This window comes from uncultured Lactobacillus sp. (genome assembly GCF_946477725.1).
Lineage (GTDB): Bacteria > Bacillota > Bacilli > Lactobacillales > Lactobacillaceae > Lactobacillus.
Window position 1 is genome coordinate 1 of the sequence record NZ_CAMKZC010000016.1, and the last position, 17,819, is coordinate 17,819.

The 17,819-nt window shown below is 38.7% G+C and carries 15 protein-coding genes and 1 pseudogene; 11 read left to right on the top strand and 5 right to left on the bottom strand.

Features of this window, described 5'->3' with window-relative positions; all coding sequences use genetic code 11:
• From Q0R51_RS06800 to Q0R51_RS06820, 5 genes and pseudogenes are all read right to left on the bottom strand, one after another.
• A pseudogene (locus Q0R51_RS06800) lies at positions 1 to 664 on the bottom strand (tRNA uridine-5-carboxymethylaminomethyl(34) synthesis GTPase MnmE); the annotation flags it as partial.
• A 105-nt stretch (positions 665 to 769) separates the two neighbouring features.
• Positions 770 to 1,633 (bottom strand): membrane protein insertase YidC, encoded by an 864-nt coding sequence (locus tag Q0R51_RS06805; RefSeq protein WP_294757597.1) that lies wholly within the window; start codon positions 1,631 to 1,633, stop codon positions 770 to 772.
• A 1-nt stretch (position 1,634) separates the two neighbouring features.
• Entirely contained in the window at positions 1,635 to 2,003 is a 369-nt protein-coding gene (gene rnpA, locus Q0R51_RS06810) for a ribonuclease P protein component (protein ID WP_110446855.1), read from the bottom strand.
• A 52-nt stretch (positions 2,004 to 2,055) separates the two neighbouring features.
• Complete coding sequence (gene rpmH / locus Q0R51_RS06815) at positions 2,056 to 2,196, bottom strand: 50S ribosomal protein L34 (RefSeq protein WP_003549412.1); 141 nt, start codon at positions 2,194 to 2,196, stop codon at positions 2,056 to 2,058.
• A 114-nt stretch (positions 2,197 to 2,310) separates the two neighbouring features.
• Positions 2,311 to 2,652: a hypothetical protein gene (locus Q0R51_RS06820; protein ID WP_294757600.1), complete on the bottom strand. Its 342-nt coding sequence runs from the start codon at positions 2,650 to 2,652 to the stop codon at positions 2,311 to 2,313.
• A 396-nt stretch (positions 2,653 to 3,048) separates the two neighbouring features.
• Here Q0R51_RS06820 and Q0R51_RS06825 point away from each other — a divergent pair, with 396 nt between their 5' ends.
• The 11 genes from Q0R51_RS06825 (at position 3,049) to Q0R51_RS06875 (ending at position 17,816) form a co-directional block, all read left to right on the top strand.
• Positions 3,049 to 4,890: an FAD-dependent oxidoreductase gene (locus Q0R51_RS06825; RefSeq protein WP_294757603.1), complete on the top strand. Its 1,842-nt coding sequence runs from the start codon at positions 3,049 to 3,051 to the stop codon at positions 4,888 to 4,890.
• A gap of 592 nt (positions 4,891 to 5,482) precedes the next feature.
• Complete coding sequence (gene dnaA, locus Q0R51_RS06830; protein WP_294757605.1) at positions 5,483 to 6,850, top strand: chromosomal replication initiator protein DnaA; 1,368 nt, start codon at positions 5,483 to 5,485, stop codon at positions 6,848 to 6,850.
• A gap of 173 nt (positions 6,851 to 7,023) precedes the next feature.
• Positions 7,024 to 8,154, top strand: coding sequence for a DNA polymerase III subunit beta (dnaN, locus tag Q0R51_RS06835; protein WP_294757607.1), 1,131 nt, complete (start codon positions 7,024 to 7,026; stop codon positions 8,152 to 8,154).
• 213 nt (positions 8,155 to 8,367) lie between these two features.
• The gene (yaaA, locus tag Q0R51_RS06840; protein WP_294757609.1) at positions 8,368 to 8,589 is read left to right on the top strand and encodes a S4 domain-containing protein YaaA; all 222 of its coding nucleotides are present in this window, start codon (positions 8,368 to 8,370) and stop codon (positions 8,587 to 8,589) included.
• A 6-nt stretch (positions 8,590 to 8,595) separates the two neighbouring features.
• Positions 8,596 to 9,735, top strand: coding sequence for a DNA replication/repair protein RecF (gene recF / locus Q0R51_RS06845; RefSeq protein WP_294757611.1), 1,140 nt, complete (start codon positions 8,596 to 8,598; stop codon positions 9,733 to 9,735).
• Positions 9,725 to 11,689, top strand: a complete 1,965-nt coding sequence (gene gyrB, locus Q0R51_RS06850) for a DNA topoisomerase (ATP-hydrolyzing) subunit B (RefSeq protein ID WP_046323977.1) — start codon at positions 9,725 to 9,727, stop codon at positions 11,687 to 11,689. Before recF ends, gyrB begins: the two co-directional genes overlap by 11 nt.
• A 9-nt stretch (positions 11,690 to 11,698) precedes the next feature.
• Positions 11,699 to 14,185 (top strand): DNA gyrase subunit A, encoded by a 2,487-nt coding sequence (gyrA, locus tag Q0R51_RS06855; RefSeq protein ID WP_294757613.1) that lies wholly within the window; start codon positions 11,699 to 11,701, stop codon positions 14,183 to 14,185.
• Between the two features lie 207 nt (positions 14,186 to 14,392).
• Complete coding sequence (gene rpsF / locus Q0R51_RS06860; RefSeq protein WP_046323979.1) at positions 14,393 to 14,686, top strand: 30S ribosomal protein S6; 294 nt, start codon at positions 14,393 to 14,395, stop codon at positions 14,684 to 14,686.
• A 54-nt stretch (positions 14,687 to 14,740) separates the two neighbouring features.
• Entirely contained in the window at positions 14,741 to 15,262 is a 522-nt protein-coding gene (ssb, locus tag Q0R51_RS06865; protein ID WP_046323980.1) for a single-stranded DNA-binding protein, read from the top strand.
• A gap of 22 nt (positions 15,263 to 15,284) precedes the next feature.
• Complete coding sequence (gene rpsR / locus Q0R51_RS06870; RefSeq protein ID WP_034978630.1) at positions 15,285 to 15,527, top strand: 30S ribosomal protein S18; 243 nt, start codon at positions 15,285 to 15,287, stop codon at positions 15,525 to 15,527.
• 267 nt (positions 15,528 to 15,794) lie between these two features.
• Positions 15,795 to 17,816 carry a DHH family phosphoesterase gene (locus Q0R51_RS06875; RefSeq protein ID WP_122037050.1) on the top strand — a complete coding sequence of 674 codons (2,022 nt, stop codon included), beginning with the start codon at positions 15,795 to 15,797 and terminating at the stop codon, positions 17,814 to 17,816.
• Positions 17,817 to 17,819: the final 3 nt, after the last annotated feature.

Here is a 17,819-nt window from a genome sequence, read left to right on the forward strand (position 1 = left end):
GTAACGCCGTTCCTTCACTTGCCGTTTTGAGCAATTTATCTATTTTAGCAATAACAGACTGAGAAACACTCACCATTTGCTTGGCCGTGACAGTATCAGCATCATATTCTGGATAATCAATATTGACTTCAACGTTAGCCAGCGTATCCAAAATTTCCTGCCGCATTGCCCTAATTTTTTCCAGCAGACCGCCTTCTAGCTGATTCTCTGCCACTTGCCGGGCCTTATCGGTTTTAGCGCGCACGATATCCATCACGCTTTCAGCCTGAGTCAAGTCAATGCGGCCGTTAACAAATGCCCTTTTAGTAAATTCGCCGGGATCAGCCATGCGCGCACCATTTTTTAATAATAATTGCAAAATATGGTTGGTGACAACAATACCGCCATGACAATTAATTTCAACAATATCTTCCCTAGTAAAAGTCTTAGGTGCCAGCATTACAGATACCATAACTTCGTCAATCACTTGCCCGCTTAGTGGATCAACTATATGTCCATAATGAATAGTATGAGTCGGCACTTTAGTTAAATTAGCACCCTTAAAAACCTGATTGGCAATTTTAACTGCATCTTCACCAGACATTCTGACAATAGAAATGCCACCTTCACCAATTGGCGTTGAAATCGCTGCAATTGTATCAAACTCCGTTAAAGTTTGTGCCATGATTTTCTCCTTTTTCAATAAAAAAAGCGCATTATTCCACCATGAATAATCATGATGGATAAAGCACTTTGACTACTTTAGCTAAATCATTAATTTAGATTAATATTATTTTCTGCGTTTTAACCGTTTATACGTTCTTCTCAGTTGCCGTTTACGTTCACGCTCCTGGCGCTCTTTTTCTTCCTGCTCACGCCGATATTTAATTGGGTTTTGCAGAATGAAAGTTTGAACCACCTGGAACAGGTTGGAAATTACCCAGTAAACTACAATAGCTGACTGGAAATATATACCCATTACACCAACCATAATTGCCATACCATAAGTCATAATCTTAGTTGACATGGTTTGTGATTCTTTTGGTGTAGACAATTGACTGATATAAGTCGATATAAAAGTCAAAACCATAGACAAAATTGGCATAATAAAGTATGGATCCGGCTTACCTAAATCCATCCACATAAAGTGGCCAGTTTGCAGTTGTGGAGTTTGCCAAATCGCACCATACAAAGCATACATAACCGGTAACTGAATAATTAAAGGCAAACAACCAGCATAAGGATTAATTCCTGCCTCTTTATAGAGCTTATTGGTTTCTTGCGAAAGCAAAGTTCGCGATTCTGTATCACTACCGGGATACTTTTTACGTAAAGCATCTATTTCCGGCTGAATTTTCTGCATCTTGGTAGTGCTCTTAATCTGAATAGCACTAAGGGGATACAAAATAAGCCGTACTATAATAGTAAAGATAATAATTGCCCAACCATAGTTGTTGCCTACCAGCTTCGATAGCCACAGCAAAAACGTGGACATGTAATAAATGACCCAGCGGTTCCACCAGCTGCCGCTTGTATGTGAAACAGGTTCTGGCTTGCCGTTTGATGCACATCCTGTTAAGACAACCGCTAATGCAACTACTGTCAGCAGTACAAGTAGACGCTTGACATTCTTTTTAGTTAAAATGTCTTTCACTCTAATCTTCCTCAACTTTATTCGGTATCTCTTCAATTATATTGGCTAAAAAGAGTGCATGCAAGAGGTTCTTACGAACATCATCCCATTTAAAATCACGCGCATATGGTCTAGCAATGACTAAAAAATCAATATGTGGTTTAATTAAAGGTTTATTTTCAGTAAGAACAGCGCGAATATAACGTTTGAGGCGATTACGCACTACAGCGGTGTGTCCGACCTTTTTACCAACAGAAATGCCAACACGAAAATGCTTGTTTTCCGGTTTGTCCATTTGATAAATCACAAAAGCACGATTTGCTACTGAATTGCCTGACTTAAAAACTGTCTGAAAATCATTTTCTGTTTTAACACGATAAGACTTTCTCAAAACGTTTCATTCCACTCTTATAAATTAAAAAAACCACTGGGATTTCAGTGGTTTAAGCAGATAAGACTTTTCTACCCTTTGCGCGGCGTCTAGCCAAAACCTTACGGCCATTTGATGTACTCATCCGTTTCATAAAGCCGTGAACTCTTGAACGGTGACGCTTTTTAGGTTGGTAAGTTCTTTTAGTTGTCATTAAACTACACCTCCAATTTTTTGTATGCAGACTGCACAATTTAATATTTAGGATACCATGATTAAAGTAAAAAACCAAGTAAAAAGAGAAAAAACATCAGGATTAATTACCAATTTAGGAATAATTTGTGACTTGGCTTAAACTGGCCGTGCAAAATTCTTGCAGTTTTCTATAACAAATCAGTCTTAGCAATTTCAATTGACGGGTAATGTCCAAGTGTTGACAATCGGTATCAAGCGGACAAGAATAAACCATATAATAATCGCCTTCGGCCTGCTTGGATGTCAATTCTTCCGGCTTTTGTCTGGCGCGTTCAACATTCTGCGTAATATAAACTACACTAACAACGCCCACCTTTTCTGTTGCATGTGTACTGATTTCAACACCGCCTTTTAGTATTACCTTTAAATTGCCGTCATCTTTCAGCCCCAACTCAACATAATCTTGATAATCCATATTGGTACCTCACAATAAATATTTTTATTTGCTGTTAACCAGCCTATTCAGCACTTGGAGTAGTATCAAATAAAAAGCATACTTATAACGTTACTCCTTCAATTATAATGGTGCTTTCTTTACAATCAAGTTTGATTATAAGCTTTGTATGGGCTTTCACAAATTACTTTAAATAATAAATATTAGGTTATTGTATCGATTCTGAGCATATTTTTAAGAGAGTGCCTTTACGCCGCTGCAATGACACCATACTAAAAGCAATTTGGCTTACACAGTACTTCACATTCTTTACTCTTTTTTAATCATTCTATTACTTATTGATGATAAAATTATCTTTGTAGGCAAGCGCTTTCCGTAGTGCTTAATACAATTTTGATATAAATAAAGGAGATTTTTATGGTAAGTGGTGTTTTTAAAGGTGCTGCTCAAGGCTTTCACAGCTTATTAACCAGTAATGTTACATTAAAGGATGGTAAAATAATCAAAGTTGCAGTTGACGGTGTTCAGCCATATACGGTTGGTTCCTACGCAATACCAACAATGATTAACAGAATTGAAAAAGCCGGCAATACTGATGTTGATGTTGTTACATCCGCTTCAGTAAGTACCTCAGCAGTTGTTAATGGCGTAAACAAGGCCTTAGAAGTTGCCCAAGGAAAATTAACTGCAGACGATGCCGTTAATCCTAAAGTAAAACCAAGTAAAAAACCTAACTATCCGGTTTATGCCAAAGTAAACAATAACAAGTATATCGAATCTCAAGTGCAATTTGATGATACCTATGACGTGATTGTTGTTGGTTCAGGTATCTCCGGATTATCAGCTGCTATCGAAGCAAAAAAGCATGGTAACAGCGTAGTTATTTTTGAAAAAACTGGTATGGTCGGCGGAACCAGTAATTATTCCGCTGGTGTCATTCAGGGTTCTGGCGATAAATATCAAAAAGAATTTACAAGCTATCAAAATGACAATCCTGAACTACATGCTCAAGAGTTAATTCAAGCCGGTGAAGGCAGAGTAAATCCTCAAATGATAAAAGAATTAGCCGAGGATTCTGCTAATAACATTGAATGGCTGGCAAGTTTAGGAATAAAATGGACCTCTGTCTATGGCCACAGAGTTATTCCTTATGAAAACAAGGATTACTTTGCGCAAAGAATTCACGTTTATGAACACGGCGGCGGTTTAGGCAGTGGCTGCGTAATGATTGACGCAGTCAGAAAAGAAGCTGACCGTCTGGGAATAAAGATTTTCTTTGATACTCCTGTAATTAATTTAGTAACCACCAGCTATACTGACAAATCAGTTGTTGGCGTAGTAACTAATTGCAAAGGTAAAACTAGTTATTATCGCGCTAATAAAGGTGTAGTCCTTGCTACTGCTGGTATTGACTATAATGAAAAACTAGCTAAAGAATTTGCTCCGCAACAATATCGTGATATTAAAAATCATGCCTTGACTAATTCTAAATACGATACCGGTGACGGCATTTTAATGGGATTAGCACTTAACGCCGCAACTGAAGGCTTGGGCGGCTCTATGGATGTTGATTTCAAGAGCAATGTAGGTGCAGCAGATAATTTGCCGACACCACCAATGTTTTACGTAAATGGCAACGGTAAACGTTACGTCAATGAAGATACCACTTACGGTTATCTAACCCGTGCCACTTACCAACAAGAACTAATTTGGGATAAGCCAACTTGGCAAGTCTTCGATTCATCAACCTTCTCTGCCCCATTTTCACCTTGGAAATCTGATGCAGACACGGAGAAAGATATTAATTCCGGTCAAATGTTTAAAGCAGATTCAATTACAGAATTAGCTGCTAAAATCAATGTACCAGCTGAAAACTTAAAGCAACAACTAGAGACTTGGAATGAAAACGCCGCAAATGGTGCAGATAAAGAGTTTGGCCGTAAAGAAGGCCTGCAAGAATTACATGCCCCATTCTATGCTTACGCTCATAAGGACAGCAACTTTGGGGCAATTGGCGGCTTGAAAGTAACTACTAATTATGAAGTAGTTGATCAAGATGACCAAAAGATTGCTCACCTGTATGCCATCGGCTGCAACTCCGGTGGTTGGAATGCAAATTATTACCCATCATCAGGTACTGCCTTAGCTGAAGGAATGCATTCAGGCCGCAGGGTCGGCAGAGTCCTGTCTGGTCTAGTAGAAGAAGTCAATGTTACGCCTGCAGAAACTGATGTAACAACCGGTTCATCAGAATATTAATAATTTTTTAGACAAACAAGAAAAGCGTTCTTACTAATATTATTTAGTAAGGCGCTTTTTCAGTGCTCAAGTTAAAAAACTTCTATTTATAAAATTAAGCCAGTTCGAAGCCAAATAATTATAAGTTATTAATTATTAGTAGTAAGAACTTTTAAAGCAATAAGTGTCGCCATGCATTAGCACAGATTACTTTTTATTTTATGTTAAGACAAAAGCAAACTTTTCTGCATTGCCGCAAGAATAGATTTCGTCATATTTGTTTAAAAATGAGAACTCAAAATTATCCACAAGTGCAAATTCACATCATTTTACACAAACTTATCCACAATCTACAGCCTGTTTATAAAATTATCCACAGCATGTGGATAGCATAATCAATATAACTTGCAATATACTGCTATTTCAGTAAAAGATTTCCACAAGCAATAATGTAAATAAGATAATTTGTAGTCAATTTTTTTAATCTAAAGTGAATTTCTTTCTAAAATCTATCCACAGCTTGTTAATTCTGAATTCTTTTTGTGCACCTGTGGAAAACATTTTTATTAGATGGTAAAATAAGTTTTGCGTAACGTAAGCGGAGGGAAATATTTTGTTTGATATTAATAAATTTTGGCAGCATTTTAATACAGAAATGCGTGAACATTTTAATGAAGTTGCATATAATGCCTGGTTTAAAAATACCAGACCAGTTTCTTACAATAAAGAAACTCACGAATTAAAAATTGCCGTACAAAATCCTGTAACCAAAGGATATTGGGAAAAGAATTTAGCTTCACAATTGATTCAATCTGCATATGGCTACGCTAATATTGAGGTTATGCCTGTCTTTCAAATTGAGGGCGATCAAAGTACTGAGCGCATTGTAACTCCTAAACCAAAAAGTGAGACAATGTCCGCAAATTCACGGCCGCAAATGGAAAATGCTTTTGTCCGTAATCTTAAGCTTAATGAAAAATATACTTTTGATAATTTTGTTCAAGGCGAAGGCAATAAGCTGGCAGCCGGTGCAGCATTGGCAGTGGCTGACAGTCCAGGTAGTTTTTACAACCCTCTTTTTATTTTTGGCGGTGTAGGTTTAGGTAAAACACACTTGATGCAGGCTATCGGCCATCAAATGCTAGCAGAACGGCCTAATGCCAAGGTTGTCTACATCCAAAGTGAAACTTTCGTTAATGATTTTATAAATTCAATCAAAAACAAAACGCAAGATCAATTTCGCGCTAAATATCGAACCTGCGACTTATTACTAGTTGATGATATTCAATTTTTTGCTAAAAAAGAAGGTATTCAAGAGGAGTTCTTCCATACTTTTGAGACCCTTTATAATGATCAGAAACAAATAGTCATGACAAGTGACCGGCTGCCTACCGAAATTCCTGATTTGTCAGAACGACTGGTATCACGATTTACTTGGGGTCTGCAAGTAGAAATTACCCCACCGGATCTGGAAACACGGATTGCAATCTTACGTAAAAAAGCCGAAGCCGAAAATTTAATAATTGATGATAATACACTCGATTATATTGCTTCTCAGGTTGACACTAATATTCGTGAACTAGAAGGAGCTTTGGTGAAAGTACAGGCACACGCAACAATTGAGCACGAGGATATCAATGTCAATCTGGCTCGTGAAGCATTGGCTGATCTCAAATTAGTCCAAAAAAACCAAGGTCTGCAAATTTCTAAAATTCAAGAAGTCGTTGCCAATTATTTCCAAACTTCAACTTATGAATTAAAAGGAAAAAAGCGGGTTAGACAGATTGTCGTTCCAAGACAAATTGCTATGTATTTATCCCGAGAATTAACTGACTCCAGCCTTCCTAAAATTGGACAGGAGTTTGGCGGTAAGGATCACACAACTGTGATGCATGCTTACGAAAAGATTAGTCGTGAAATTAAGACCAATTCTGACATCAAAACTGCTGTTTTTGATTTAAAACAAATGCTTGACCGCTAAGAAGTTATCAACTGTGGATAAATAACGGACTTGTACACATCTTTTTAACCGCAATAATTACGTTATTTTAAGGCTAATGTGTCTTTTCAACAGAAATCACAGGACCTACTAATACTACTAATTAAATATATAATTAATATAAAGAAAACAGACAAAATAACAGGAGGCACCAAATGAAATTTACAGTTAACAGGAATCTTTTTTTAGATAATTTAAACAATGTAATGCACGCCATTTCATCTAGAGCAACAATACCGATTCTTAGCGGAATTAAGCTTAACTTAACGGAAACGGAACTACTTCTCACTGGGAGTGATACTGATATTTCAATTGAAATCAAAATACCGGTTAGTGAAGACCTGACTGTTGATTCAACTGGTTCAGTTGTATTACCGGCAAGATTTTTTAGCGAGATTATTAGACGCTTACCGGGAAAGGAATTTTCTTTGGAAGTTAAAGAAAGTTTCCAAACGCAAATTATTTCTGAAAACAGTGAGTTCACTATTAATGGTTTAGATGCTAATAACTACCCAAGATTACCGGAAATTCCAGACGAGTCCTCTTTTGTTATTTCGGGAAAAACTTTTCGAGAAATTATCAATGAAACCCAATTTGCGGTTGCAACTCAAGAAAGTCGCTTAGTTCTGACTGGTGTCCACTTCACCTTTAGTCCTGATAAAATTCATGCGGTAGCCACAGATTCACATAGACTGTCCAGTCGTGCGTTGACTTTAGAAAATGGACCACAAACAAAAACAGACTTAATCATTCCGGGAAAGAGTTTGCTGGAACTTGCACGTATTATCGGAGAAACGGATCCGGAGATTAAAGTTTGTCCGGGTGAAAATCAGGTACTCTTTGAAATTGGCAACATTCTGTTTTATTCACGTTTACTTGAAGGCAGCTATCCTGATACTGAACGCTTGATACCGACTGACAGCACAACAACTGTAGAATTTGACTTAATGGAGCTTTCAAGTGCGCTTGATCGGGCAAGTTTACTGACACATGCAGGACGCAATAACGTAGTAGATTTGACACTGGATACTAAAAAACAAAGTGCCAAATTATCTGGTGAATCAGCAGAAATTGGGAATGTTGAAGAAGATGTTAATTTTAAGAAACTTGAAGGTGAGAATTTAAAGATTTCCTTCAATCCTGATTATTTGCGTGATGCATTAAAGGCTTCGGTGACTGATTCCGTCATTATGGATTTCACGCAACCATTGCGGCCATTTACTGTCAATCCAGATAAAACCGACATTGATTTTGTCCAGCTAATTACACCGGTGAGAACTTTCTAAGCTTTCATTCTTAATAAAAAGAAAAAGTCATCAACTGATGGCTTTTTTTCTGACTAAATTTTTATAATCGAACAAAAAAGCATGCTGGTTTATTTTTAGTGTCATTTACTATGAAATGTTTGTTTTAAAAAAATCCGTTTATATGGCTCTATATGGGCTTTTAGTTGTTTTTTACTTGTGAAACGAATATACTTATTATAGGTAGTTAATGGTGTGAAGGTGGTTAAGATCAAAGAATTTAAAGTAACAAGCGCATATATTACTCTGGGTCAGTTTTTAAAAGAAGAGAGTATTGTTTCTTCAGGTGGTCAGGCTAAATGGTATCTGCGAGAAAATCCAGTTTTATTGAATGGGATCAAAGAAAATCGGCGTGGAAAAAAATTACGCCCTGGTGATACGCTTGAAATTGCTCACGAAACTTATGAATTGCGGTAGCTGTGGATGTATCTCAAGCACTTTATTGCACAAAATTACCGCAATTTACAGCAATTTGAGGTTGAATTTGATCCCAATGTCAATATTTTTATAGGTCAGAATGCGCAAGGCAAAACTAATTTACTTGAAGCAATTTATTTTCTGGCCTTAACTCGTTCTCATAGAACCAGTAATGATAAAGAACTAATCGCTTTTGGTAAAGACTATGCCAATGTTTCTGGTCACATTTATAAAAGTCAAATTGATCTATCTTTACGGGTATTAATTGCTACTAAAGGTAAGAAAGTTTGGGTTAATCGGGTTGAACAGGCGAAATTATCTAAATATGTAGGACAATTAAACGCTATTTTATTTTCGCCGGAAGATTTAGACCTGATTAAAGGGGCGCCCAACTTAAGGCGACGATTCATGGATCAGGAGTTTGGTCAAATTAGTGCCGAATACCTTTATTTTGCAGGCAAGTATAAGCAGGTATTGCAGCAAAAGAATAATTATTTGAAACAACTGGCTAAAGGAGAGGCACATGACACCATGTTTTTGGAAGTGTTGTCGGATCAACTAGCCGGTGTCGCGGCAGAAGTAATAGTCCGCCGCTTTCAATTTTTAAATTATTTAGACCAATATGCTCGAGATGCTTACGCTCACATTAGTGCCAGTGCTGAAAAGCTGGAAGTGACTTATCAGCCATCGGTAAAAGAAATAACTGCAAAGGATAGCGTCGAAGAAGTTTATCATAAAGTATTAGACAATTTTCAAAAAAATCAAAGGCTTGAAATTCTCAAAGGCACGACCTTAAGCGGCCCTCATAGGGATGATATTGAGTTTGAACTTGATGGTAAAAACGCACATTTATATGGCTCTCAAGGACAGCAGAGGACAATCGCGCTTAGTATTAAACTGGCTGAGATTCAGCTCGTGCACCAGTTAACTGATGAATATCCGTTATTATTACTTGATGATGTCATGAGTGAGCTTGACCATAACCGCCAAAGTGCCTTACTCAATTACATTCACGGTAAAACACAAACATTTATTACGACGACAGATCTTGAGGGTATTTCCTGGGAAATAATTAAGAAGCCGAAAATATACCGCATTAAATCTGGACAAATTTATTTAGAAGAGGGGAAATTGCATGGCAGATAGTAACAAAGAAAATCTTAAGCAAATTAAGCAATATGAAAAAGAAGCCGATAAATATAATGCCAGTCAGATTCAGGTCTTAGGCGGACTTGAAGCAGTTCGTAAGCGTCCAGGAATGTATATTGGTTCTACCAGTTCTCAGGGGTTGCACCACTTAGTGTGGGAAATAATTGATAATGGTATCGACGAAAGCTTAGCCGGTTTTGCCAGCAAGATTGAAGTTACAATTAATGAGGATGGCAGTGTAACTGTTCAAGACGATGGGCGTGGTATTCCGGTTGATATTGAAAAAAAGACGGGTAGGCCTGCTCTTGAAACTGTTTTTACTGTCTTACACGCTGGTGGTAAATTTGGTGGTGGCGGCTATAAGGTTTCAGGCGGTTTGCACGGAGTAGGTGCTTCTGTCGTGAATGCTTTATCAACTAAGCTAGATGTCACAACAATGCGTGATGGTAAAAAGTACTTTATTGACTTTAGTCGTGGTCGCGTAGTTGATGAAATGAAAGTAACGGGGACTGTGCCTTTATCTGAACATGGTACCATAGTGCACTTTTTCCCAGATCCAGATATCTTTACTGAAACCACCTCTTTTGATGACAAGATCCTCAAAAACCGTATCCGTGAACTGGCCTTTTTAAATAAGGGCTTGAAATTAACATTTACCGACAAGCGCAAAGACAGCGCGGAAACCGACGTTTATCACTATGAAGGTGGTATTCAGGAATATGTTTCGTTCTTAAACCGCGATACAGAAGTATTATTTGATGAGCCGATCTATGTAGAAGGTAATGACAACGATATTAACGTTGAAGTATCTTTGCAATATACAAAAGGCTATAAAACAACATTAATGACTTTTGCTAACAATATCCATACCTATGAAGGCGGAATGCACGAAGCAGGGTTCAAGACAGCCTTAACACGGGTAGTTAATGATTATGCTCATAAGACTAAGCTGTTAAAAGATAGTGATGACAATCTTTCTGGGGAAGATATTCGGGAAGGGATGACAGCTGTCGTATCAGTAAAGCACCCTAACCCGCAATTTGAAGGTCAGACTAAGACTAAATTAGGAAACTCTGATGCGCGGACAGCTGTAGATCGTGCTTTTTCTGAAACCTTCAACCGTTTCTTAATGGAAAATCCGCAAGTTGGTCGCAAAATTGTCGAAAAGGCTCAGTTAGCTGAACGTGCTCGGACAGCTGCTAAACGCGCTCGTGAGGTAACTCGAAAGAAATCAGGACTCGAAATTGCTAACTTGCCGGGTAAATTAGCTGACAACACCAGTAATGACCCCAGCATTTCTGAATTATTCATAGTTGAGGGTAATTCTGCTGGCGGCTCTGCCAAGCAGGGACGCTCAAGGCTGACTCAAGCTATCTTGCCAATTCGTGGTAAAATTCTGAACGTTGAAAAAGCGTCAATGGATCGTATTTTGGCTAACCAAGAAATTCGTTCACTTTTTACGGCTTTGGGAACCGGCTTTGGTGCAGATTTTGATGTTTCTAAGGCTCGCTACCACAAATTAATCATTATGACAGATGCCGATGTCGATGGCGCCCACATTCGGACACTGCTTTTAACCCTCTTTTACAATTACATGCGTCCGATGATTGAAAAAGGCTACGTTTATATTGCACGTCCACCTCTATACCAAGTACGCCAGGGAAAAGTGGTCAGATACTTAGATACTGACGAAGAACTGCATGATTATTTAGGTAGTCTGCAGCCAAGCCCTAAACCTTTGGTACAGCGCTATAAGGGACTGGGTGAAATGGATCCAGAACAATTATGGGATACAACCATGAATCCTGAAAATAGGAGACTCGACCGTGTCAGTCCGGAATACGCTAAAAATGCCGATGAGGTCTTTGAATTACTGATGGGCAATGAAGTAGGTCCGCGGCGTAATTTTATCGAGACTAACGCTAAATACGTTGAAAATTTGGATGCATAGGAGGTTTAAATGGATAACGACAATCAAGGTCAGGATCACAGAATAAGAAACGTTGATCTGACAAGCGTAATGAATAGTTCATTCTTAGATTATGCCATGTCTGTTATCGTGGCGCGGGCTTTACCCGATGTACGCGATGGCTTGAAGCCGGTTCAGCGCCGGATTCTTTATGGCATGAGTGAACTAGGTGTTACACCAGATAAACCATATAAAAAGTCAGCCAGAATCGTGGGAGAAGTTATGGGTAAGTTCCACCCTCACGGTGATTCCTCAATTTATTTGGCGATGGCCCATATGGCACAAGATTTCAGTTACCGCTATATGTTAGTTGACGGCCACGGTAATTTTGGTTCAGTTGATGGCGATGAACCAGCCGCAATGCGTTATACTGAGGCACGGATGAGCAAAATTGCCGTTGAAATGTTGCGTGATATCAATAAAAATACTGTTGATTGGCAGCGTAATTACGATGATTCTGAAAATGAGCCAGTAGTATTGCCTGCCAGAATACCGAACTTATTAGTTAATGGTACAAGTGGTATTGCCGTTGGTATGACCACCAACATACCGCCTCATAACTTGTCAGAGGTGATTAAGGGGCTGCACATGTTGATGAACAACCCTGATGTCACTACTAAAGAATTGATGAAGGCAATTCCGGGCCCAGATTTTCCTACAGGTGGTACTATCATGGGTCGCGGTGGCATTTATCGGGCCTATGAAACTGGTCGGGGGAATATTGTTGTTCGCGCTAATACTAATATTGAAACCGAAAAAAGCGGTCGTGAAAGAATAGTCGTTACTGAGTTGCCATACTTGGTTAATAAAGCTGAGCTGGTTAAGAAAATCGCGGATTTAGCGCGTGCTAAGACAATTGACGGTATTACCGGTGTGCGTGATGAATCCGATCAAACAGGGATGAGAATCACAATTGATATCCGCCGTGATGCTAGTGCGAGTGTTGTGTTAAATAATTTATTTAAATTGACCCAAATGCAGGCCAACTTCGGTATGAACATGGTGGCAATCGTCGATGGCGCACCCCATTTTCTCAGTCTTAAGCAAATGCTGCAGTATTACTTAGAGCACCAAGAAGATGTTGTTACTCGCAGAACTAAGTTTGAGTTGGAAAAAGCTGAAGCCAGAGCGCACATTCTCGAAGGTCTGCAAATCGCCCTTGACCACATTGATGAAATTGTCCATATCATTCGTCAGAGTCAGTCAAGTGATATTGCTAAGGCTGCTTTAATCAGTCGTTTTGGTCTTGATGATAAGCAATCACAAGCGATCTTAGACATGCGACTGGTACGGTTAACGGGTCTTGAGCGTGACAAAGTTGAAGCCGAATATAAAGAGTTACAAGCCAAGATTGCTGATTATAAAGACATTTTGGCAAAACCAGAGCGCATTAATGAAATAATCTATAATGAGCTGCTGGATATTCAAAAACGTTTTGGCGATGCTCGCCGGACTAAGATTGGCGCTAGCGAAGTTGTCTCAATTGAAGATGAAGATTTAATTGAAAAGCAAGACGTTTTACTGACTTTAACTCACAGCGGCTACATTAAGAGGATGCCTATTGCCGAATTTAAGACCCAAAATCGTGGTGGTAAAGGTATCAAAGGCATGGGCGTTAAAGAAGGCGACTTTATTGCCAACCTGATTTATTCAAGTACTCATGATATGTTGCTGTTCTTTACCAACAAGGGCAAGGTTTATTCAAAGAAAGCCTATGAAATTCCAGAATTTGGTCGTACTGCTAAGGGTCTCCCAATAGTCAACTTACTGCAACTGGAAAAAGGCGAGAAGATTCAGACTATCGTTAATATTCCTGAAGATGCGGATGACCAGTACTTATTCTTCATTACGAAAATGGGGACCGTTAAACGTACTCATGTCAGTGAATTTGGCAATATCCGCAACAGTGGCTTAATCGCATTAACCCTGCGCGATGGTGATGAGCTGAATAATGTCTTGGCTACAGACGGCAAGCAAGATATCCTGATCGGTACCCACTTAGGTTATGCCGTGCGCTTTAATGAGCAAACTGTTCGGTCAATGGGACGGACAGCTGCCGGTGTTCGGGGAATTAATTTACGTGAAAATGACTATGTTGTTGGTTCTGGTGTCGTTAAAAATGATGATGAAGTCTTAGTGATCTCTGAAAAAGGTTACGGTAAGAGAACGGCAGCTGCTGAGTATCCGACAAAGGGTCGTGGCGGCAAAGGAATTAAAACCGCAAACATTACCCAGAAAAATGGACCACTTTCAGGAGTGACCGTGATCGATGGCAGTCAGGATATCATGGTTATCACAGATGATGGTATCATGATCCGCTTTAAGACAAAGGATGTTTCTCAAACCGGACGCAGCACTCTCGGCGTGCGCTTGATCAAGATTAATGACAACAATAAAGTTGCCAGTCTCGCAATTGTTCCGGCTGAAGAGGATCAAGAAGTAGCTGCTTCTGCAGAAAATGCTGAAGAGCAAGACTAATTAATAAACAAAAATATTGAAAAAATTATCAGATTATTTTACGTACATATTAAGTAAGGAATGAAAATTTCTTATTGGATCACGTAAAGATAGTTTGGTAATTTTTTGTTTATGTGCTAGAATTAGAGATTGCGAGTAATAAACTTCATTACTCCTTGTTCTTGATTTTTAGCAAGAACCATTTAGTCCAGAAGGAGGTGCACTAGTATGACAACTACTAAGTATGAAATAACTTATATTATCAAGCCTGATATTGATGAAGAATCAAAGAAAGCATTAGTTGAAAGCTATGATAAGGTTATTACCGATAACGGTGGTACGATGGTTGAGTCAAAAGACTGGGAAAAGCGTCATTTCGCATATGAAATTAATAAATATCGTGAGGGTTTATATCACGTTATGACTTTCACTGCTGATAACGCTGATGCAGTTAACGAATTTGACCGTTTGTCCAAGATTGATACTGCCGTTCTACGTTCAATGACCGTCAAAGTTGGATAATTAAGAACAAAAACGTTATCGTTTTCGTGATTTAGGAAAGGGAGGACCTAAAGTATGATTAATCGAGTTGTACTTGTTGGCCGTTTAACACGTGATCCTGAATTACGTACTACTGGGAGTGGAATCTCGGTTGCTACGTTTACTCTTGCTGTAGATCGTCAATATACAAACGCTCAAGGTGAGAGAGGTGCAGATTTTATCAGTTGTGTCATTTGGCGCAAATCTGCAGAGAATTTCTGTAATTTTACGTCTAAAGGCTCACTTGTTGGTATAGATGGCCGAATTCAAACCAGAAGTTACGATAATAAAGACGGGCAAAGAGTATATGTAACAGAAGTTGTCGTTGACAACTTTGCATTGCTTGAATCACGTAAAGATCGTGAAGCCCGTGGTCAAAATGGTGGTTACACACCAAATAACAATGGCAATTTTGGTAATCAGAATACCAATAATACTCCTAATATGGGGGCTTCAAATCAGAATAACACTGCTAATAATGGTCCGGATAATACTCAAGATCCATTTGCAGGTTCAGGCGATACCATTGATATTTCTGATGATGATTTACCATTCTAAATTAACAGAAAGGACCTAGGATATGGCTCAACAAAGAAGAAGCGGCGGCGCTCATCGTCGTCGTAAGGTTGACTACATTGCTGCCAACCACATTGATTACGTTGACTATAAGGACGTTGATTTGTTGAAACGTTTTATCTCTGAAAGAGGTAAAATCTTACCACGTCGTGTCACTGGCACCAGCGCTAAGAATCAACGTAAAGTAGCTAAGGCAATTGAAAGAGCTCGCATTATGGGCTTGTTGCCATTTGTTACTGAAGACTAAAAAACAAAAATCTGTTAATGCTTGAAAAGCAGTGAGCGGAATTATTGATAAAGACCTTGAAATTACGATAATTTTGAGGTTTTTTATTATGCATAAATTATCTAAGCAAGAATAAAAGTGACTGGTTAAATTTTGACAGTTAAAGAGAGTAAAAATAACAAAAAAAGTAATGATAGTTCAAACCTGAACATTGTGGAGTTTCTTATCTAGTGAATACAATGTATAATAATAATGATGTATTATACATTATTTTAGGAAGGACCTTACATGAAAGATTTTTTACGTAAGCTTGAATTCCCTGCTTTTATTAAAGATTCTAGGCTGACGGCTTCAGTCATTATTATCTTAGCTTTATCGCTTTTGGGCAGCATCGTTGCGATGATCATGAACCCATTATTTGGCTTGGCTATGGTCTTGATCTTTATATTAACTGTGGCATGCGTCGGTTATGGTGCGTATATCTTAGCTGGTAATGCAAACAATTTTGCTGTTAGTTTATCTTATCGGATTAAGCGTAGCGAGCAAGAAGCAATGATTAAAATGCCACTGGGCATTTTACTTTACGATAAGGATCATCAAATTCAATGGGCCAATCCGTACCTGCAGCTTTATTTAAAAAATGAAGACCTGATTGGACATACAATTGCATCCGTTGATCCTGAACTAGATAAGTTAATTAATGAATCATTAAAGGCTAAAACTGCTGAAAACCATGTAGTAAACTGGGATGGACATCAATTTGAGATGGTTATCCAAGACAACCTGGGAGTGGTTTACTTACTAGATATTACGCGTTACGCCAAAATAGAAAAACGATATAAAAACGAATTATTAGCTATTGGGCAGATTTTTATTGATAATTACGATGAGTTAAGCGAAACCATGCATGACCAGGAATTGACTGCTACTAGTGCATATGTCCAGAATACTCTGAGTGATTATGCTAAAAACTTTAACGCTTATCTTAAACGCATTGATGAAGATCACTTTTTATTATTACTCCATATGCAAGATTTAGCTAAAATGGAAAAAGATAAGTTTTCTGTTTTGGATAAAATGCGGTTAGAAACAAGTCGTAACAATACACCGTTAACTTTGTCAATTGGAATTGCTTTTGGCAGCAGCTTAATTACTGAATTAGCTGACCAGGCGCAATCTAACCTTGACTTGGCGTTAGGTAGAGGCGGGGACCAAGTTGTTCTTAGTCAACCCGGTAAAGCAGCTCGTTTCTATGGTGGTAAATCGAATCCGATGGAAAAGAGAACCAGGGTTAGAGCAAGGATGGTTTCACAGGCGATTAGTGAGCTGTTCAAAGAAGCAGACCGCGTTTTTGTAGTTGGTCATGCCAGCCCTGACATGGATTCGGTCGGTAGCGGTATTGGCGTTGTTAAAATTGCCCGTTTGCATCATGTAAAGGCAAATTTTGTCTTAGATGTCAATAAGACCAATTATGATGTCAGCCGCTTAGTTGCTAAAATGGAGAAAGTAAAGGGAGATAATGATATTTTTATCGCACCTGGGGATGCGTTAGAAGCATTAACTGACAAATCTATGTTGGTTATGGTTGACCACTCGAAATATTCTATTACTTATTCCAAAGAATTATATGAACAATTAAGAAATAGAATCATTGTCATCGATCATCACCGTCGCGGTGAAGAATTCCCTGAAAACCCGATGCTGACGTACGTTGAACCTTATGCTTCATCTGCCTGTGAACTAGTGACTGAGATGGTAGAATACCAACAGCCAAGTTCAGGTAAGCGGGTTTTAACCGACCTTGACGCTACAGCAATGCTGGCGGGAATTACAGTTGATTCCAAGGAGTTTTCGCTGCGTACCGGCACTCGGACATTTGATGCTGCCAGCTACCTGCGTTCAATTGGTGCAAGTACAATGGGTGTCAGCGAGCTGCTGAAAGAAGATATTGCTAGTTTCTTGCAGCGCACCCGACTGGTCAGCAGCTTGAAGATGATCAAGCCTAAAATGGCTGTTTTATGCGGACCCGATGATAAGGAAATTGACCCTATTATTACTGCTCAAGCAGCAGATACGGCTCTTGATTTAGAAAATGTTGAAGCCAGTTTTGCAATTACTAGGCGAAATAAGGATACAATTGGTATATCTGCTCGTTCAATGGGTGATATCAACGTTCAGCTTATTATGGAAAAACTTGGCGGCGGCGGCCATTTGTCTAATGCTGCTACCCAAATTAAAGGGATATCTGTTAAGGAGGCACTTGCTAAATTGATGGATGCAGTGGATACTTATGAACAAGAAAATGAATAAAAG

What these genes read in the sequence shown, in the direction of transcription:
- rpmH (WP_003549412.1), bottom strand. Translation starts at nt 2,196, where the DNA reads ATGACAACTAAAAGAACTTACCAACCTAAAAAGCGTCACCGTTCAAGA.
- Q0R51_RS06820 (WP_294757600.1), bottom strand. Translation starts at nt 2,652, where the DNA reads ATGGATTATCAAGATTATGTTGAGTTGGGGCTGAAAGATGACGGCAAT.
- Q0R51_RS06825 (WP_294757603.1), top strand. Translation starts at nt 3,049, where the DNA reads ATGGTAAGTGGTGTTTTTAAAGGTGCTGCTCAAGGCTTTCACAGCTTA.
- dnaN (WP_294757607.1), top strand. Translation starts at nt 7,024, where the DNA reads ATGAAATTTACAGTTAACAGGAATCTTTTTTTAGATAATTTAAACAAT.
- recF (WP_294757611.1), top strand. Translation starts at nt 8,596, where the DNA reads ATGTATCTCAAGCACTTTATTGCACAAAATTACCGCAATTTACAGCAA.
- gyrB (WP_046323977.1), top strand. Translation starts at nt 9,725, where the DNA reads ATGGCAGATAGTAACAAAGAAAATCTTAAGCAAATTAAGCAATATGAA.
- gyrA (WP_294757613.1), top strand. Translation starts at nt 11,699, where the DNA reads ATGGATAACGACAATCAAGGTCAGGATCACAGAATAAGAAACGTTGAT.
- rpsF (WP_046323979.1), top strand. Translation starts at nt 14,393, where the DNA reads ATGACAACTACTAAGTATGAAATAACTTATATTATCAAGCCTGATATT.
- ssb (WP_046323980.1), top strand. Translation starts at nt 14,741, where the DNA reads ATGATTAATCGAGTTGTACTTGTTGGCCGTTTAACACGTGATCCTGAA.
- rpsR (WP_034978630.1), top strand. Translation starts at nt 15,285, where the DNA reads ATGGCTCAACAAAGAAGAAGCGGCGGCGCTCATCGTCGTCGTAAGGTT.
- Q0R51_RS06875 (WP_122037050.1), top strand. Translation starts at nt 15,795, where the DNA reads ATGAAAGATTTTTTACGTAAGCTTGAATTCCCTGCTTTTATTAAAGAT.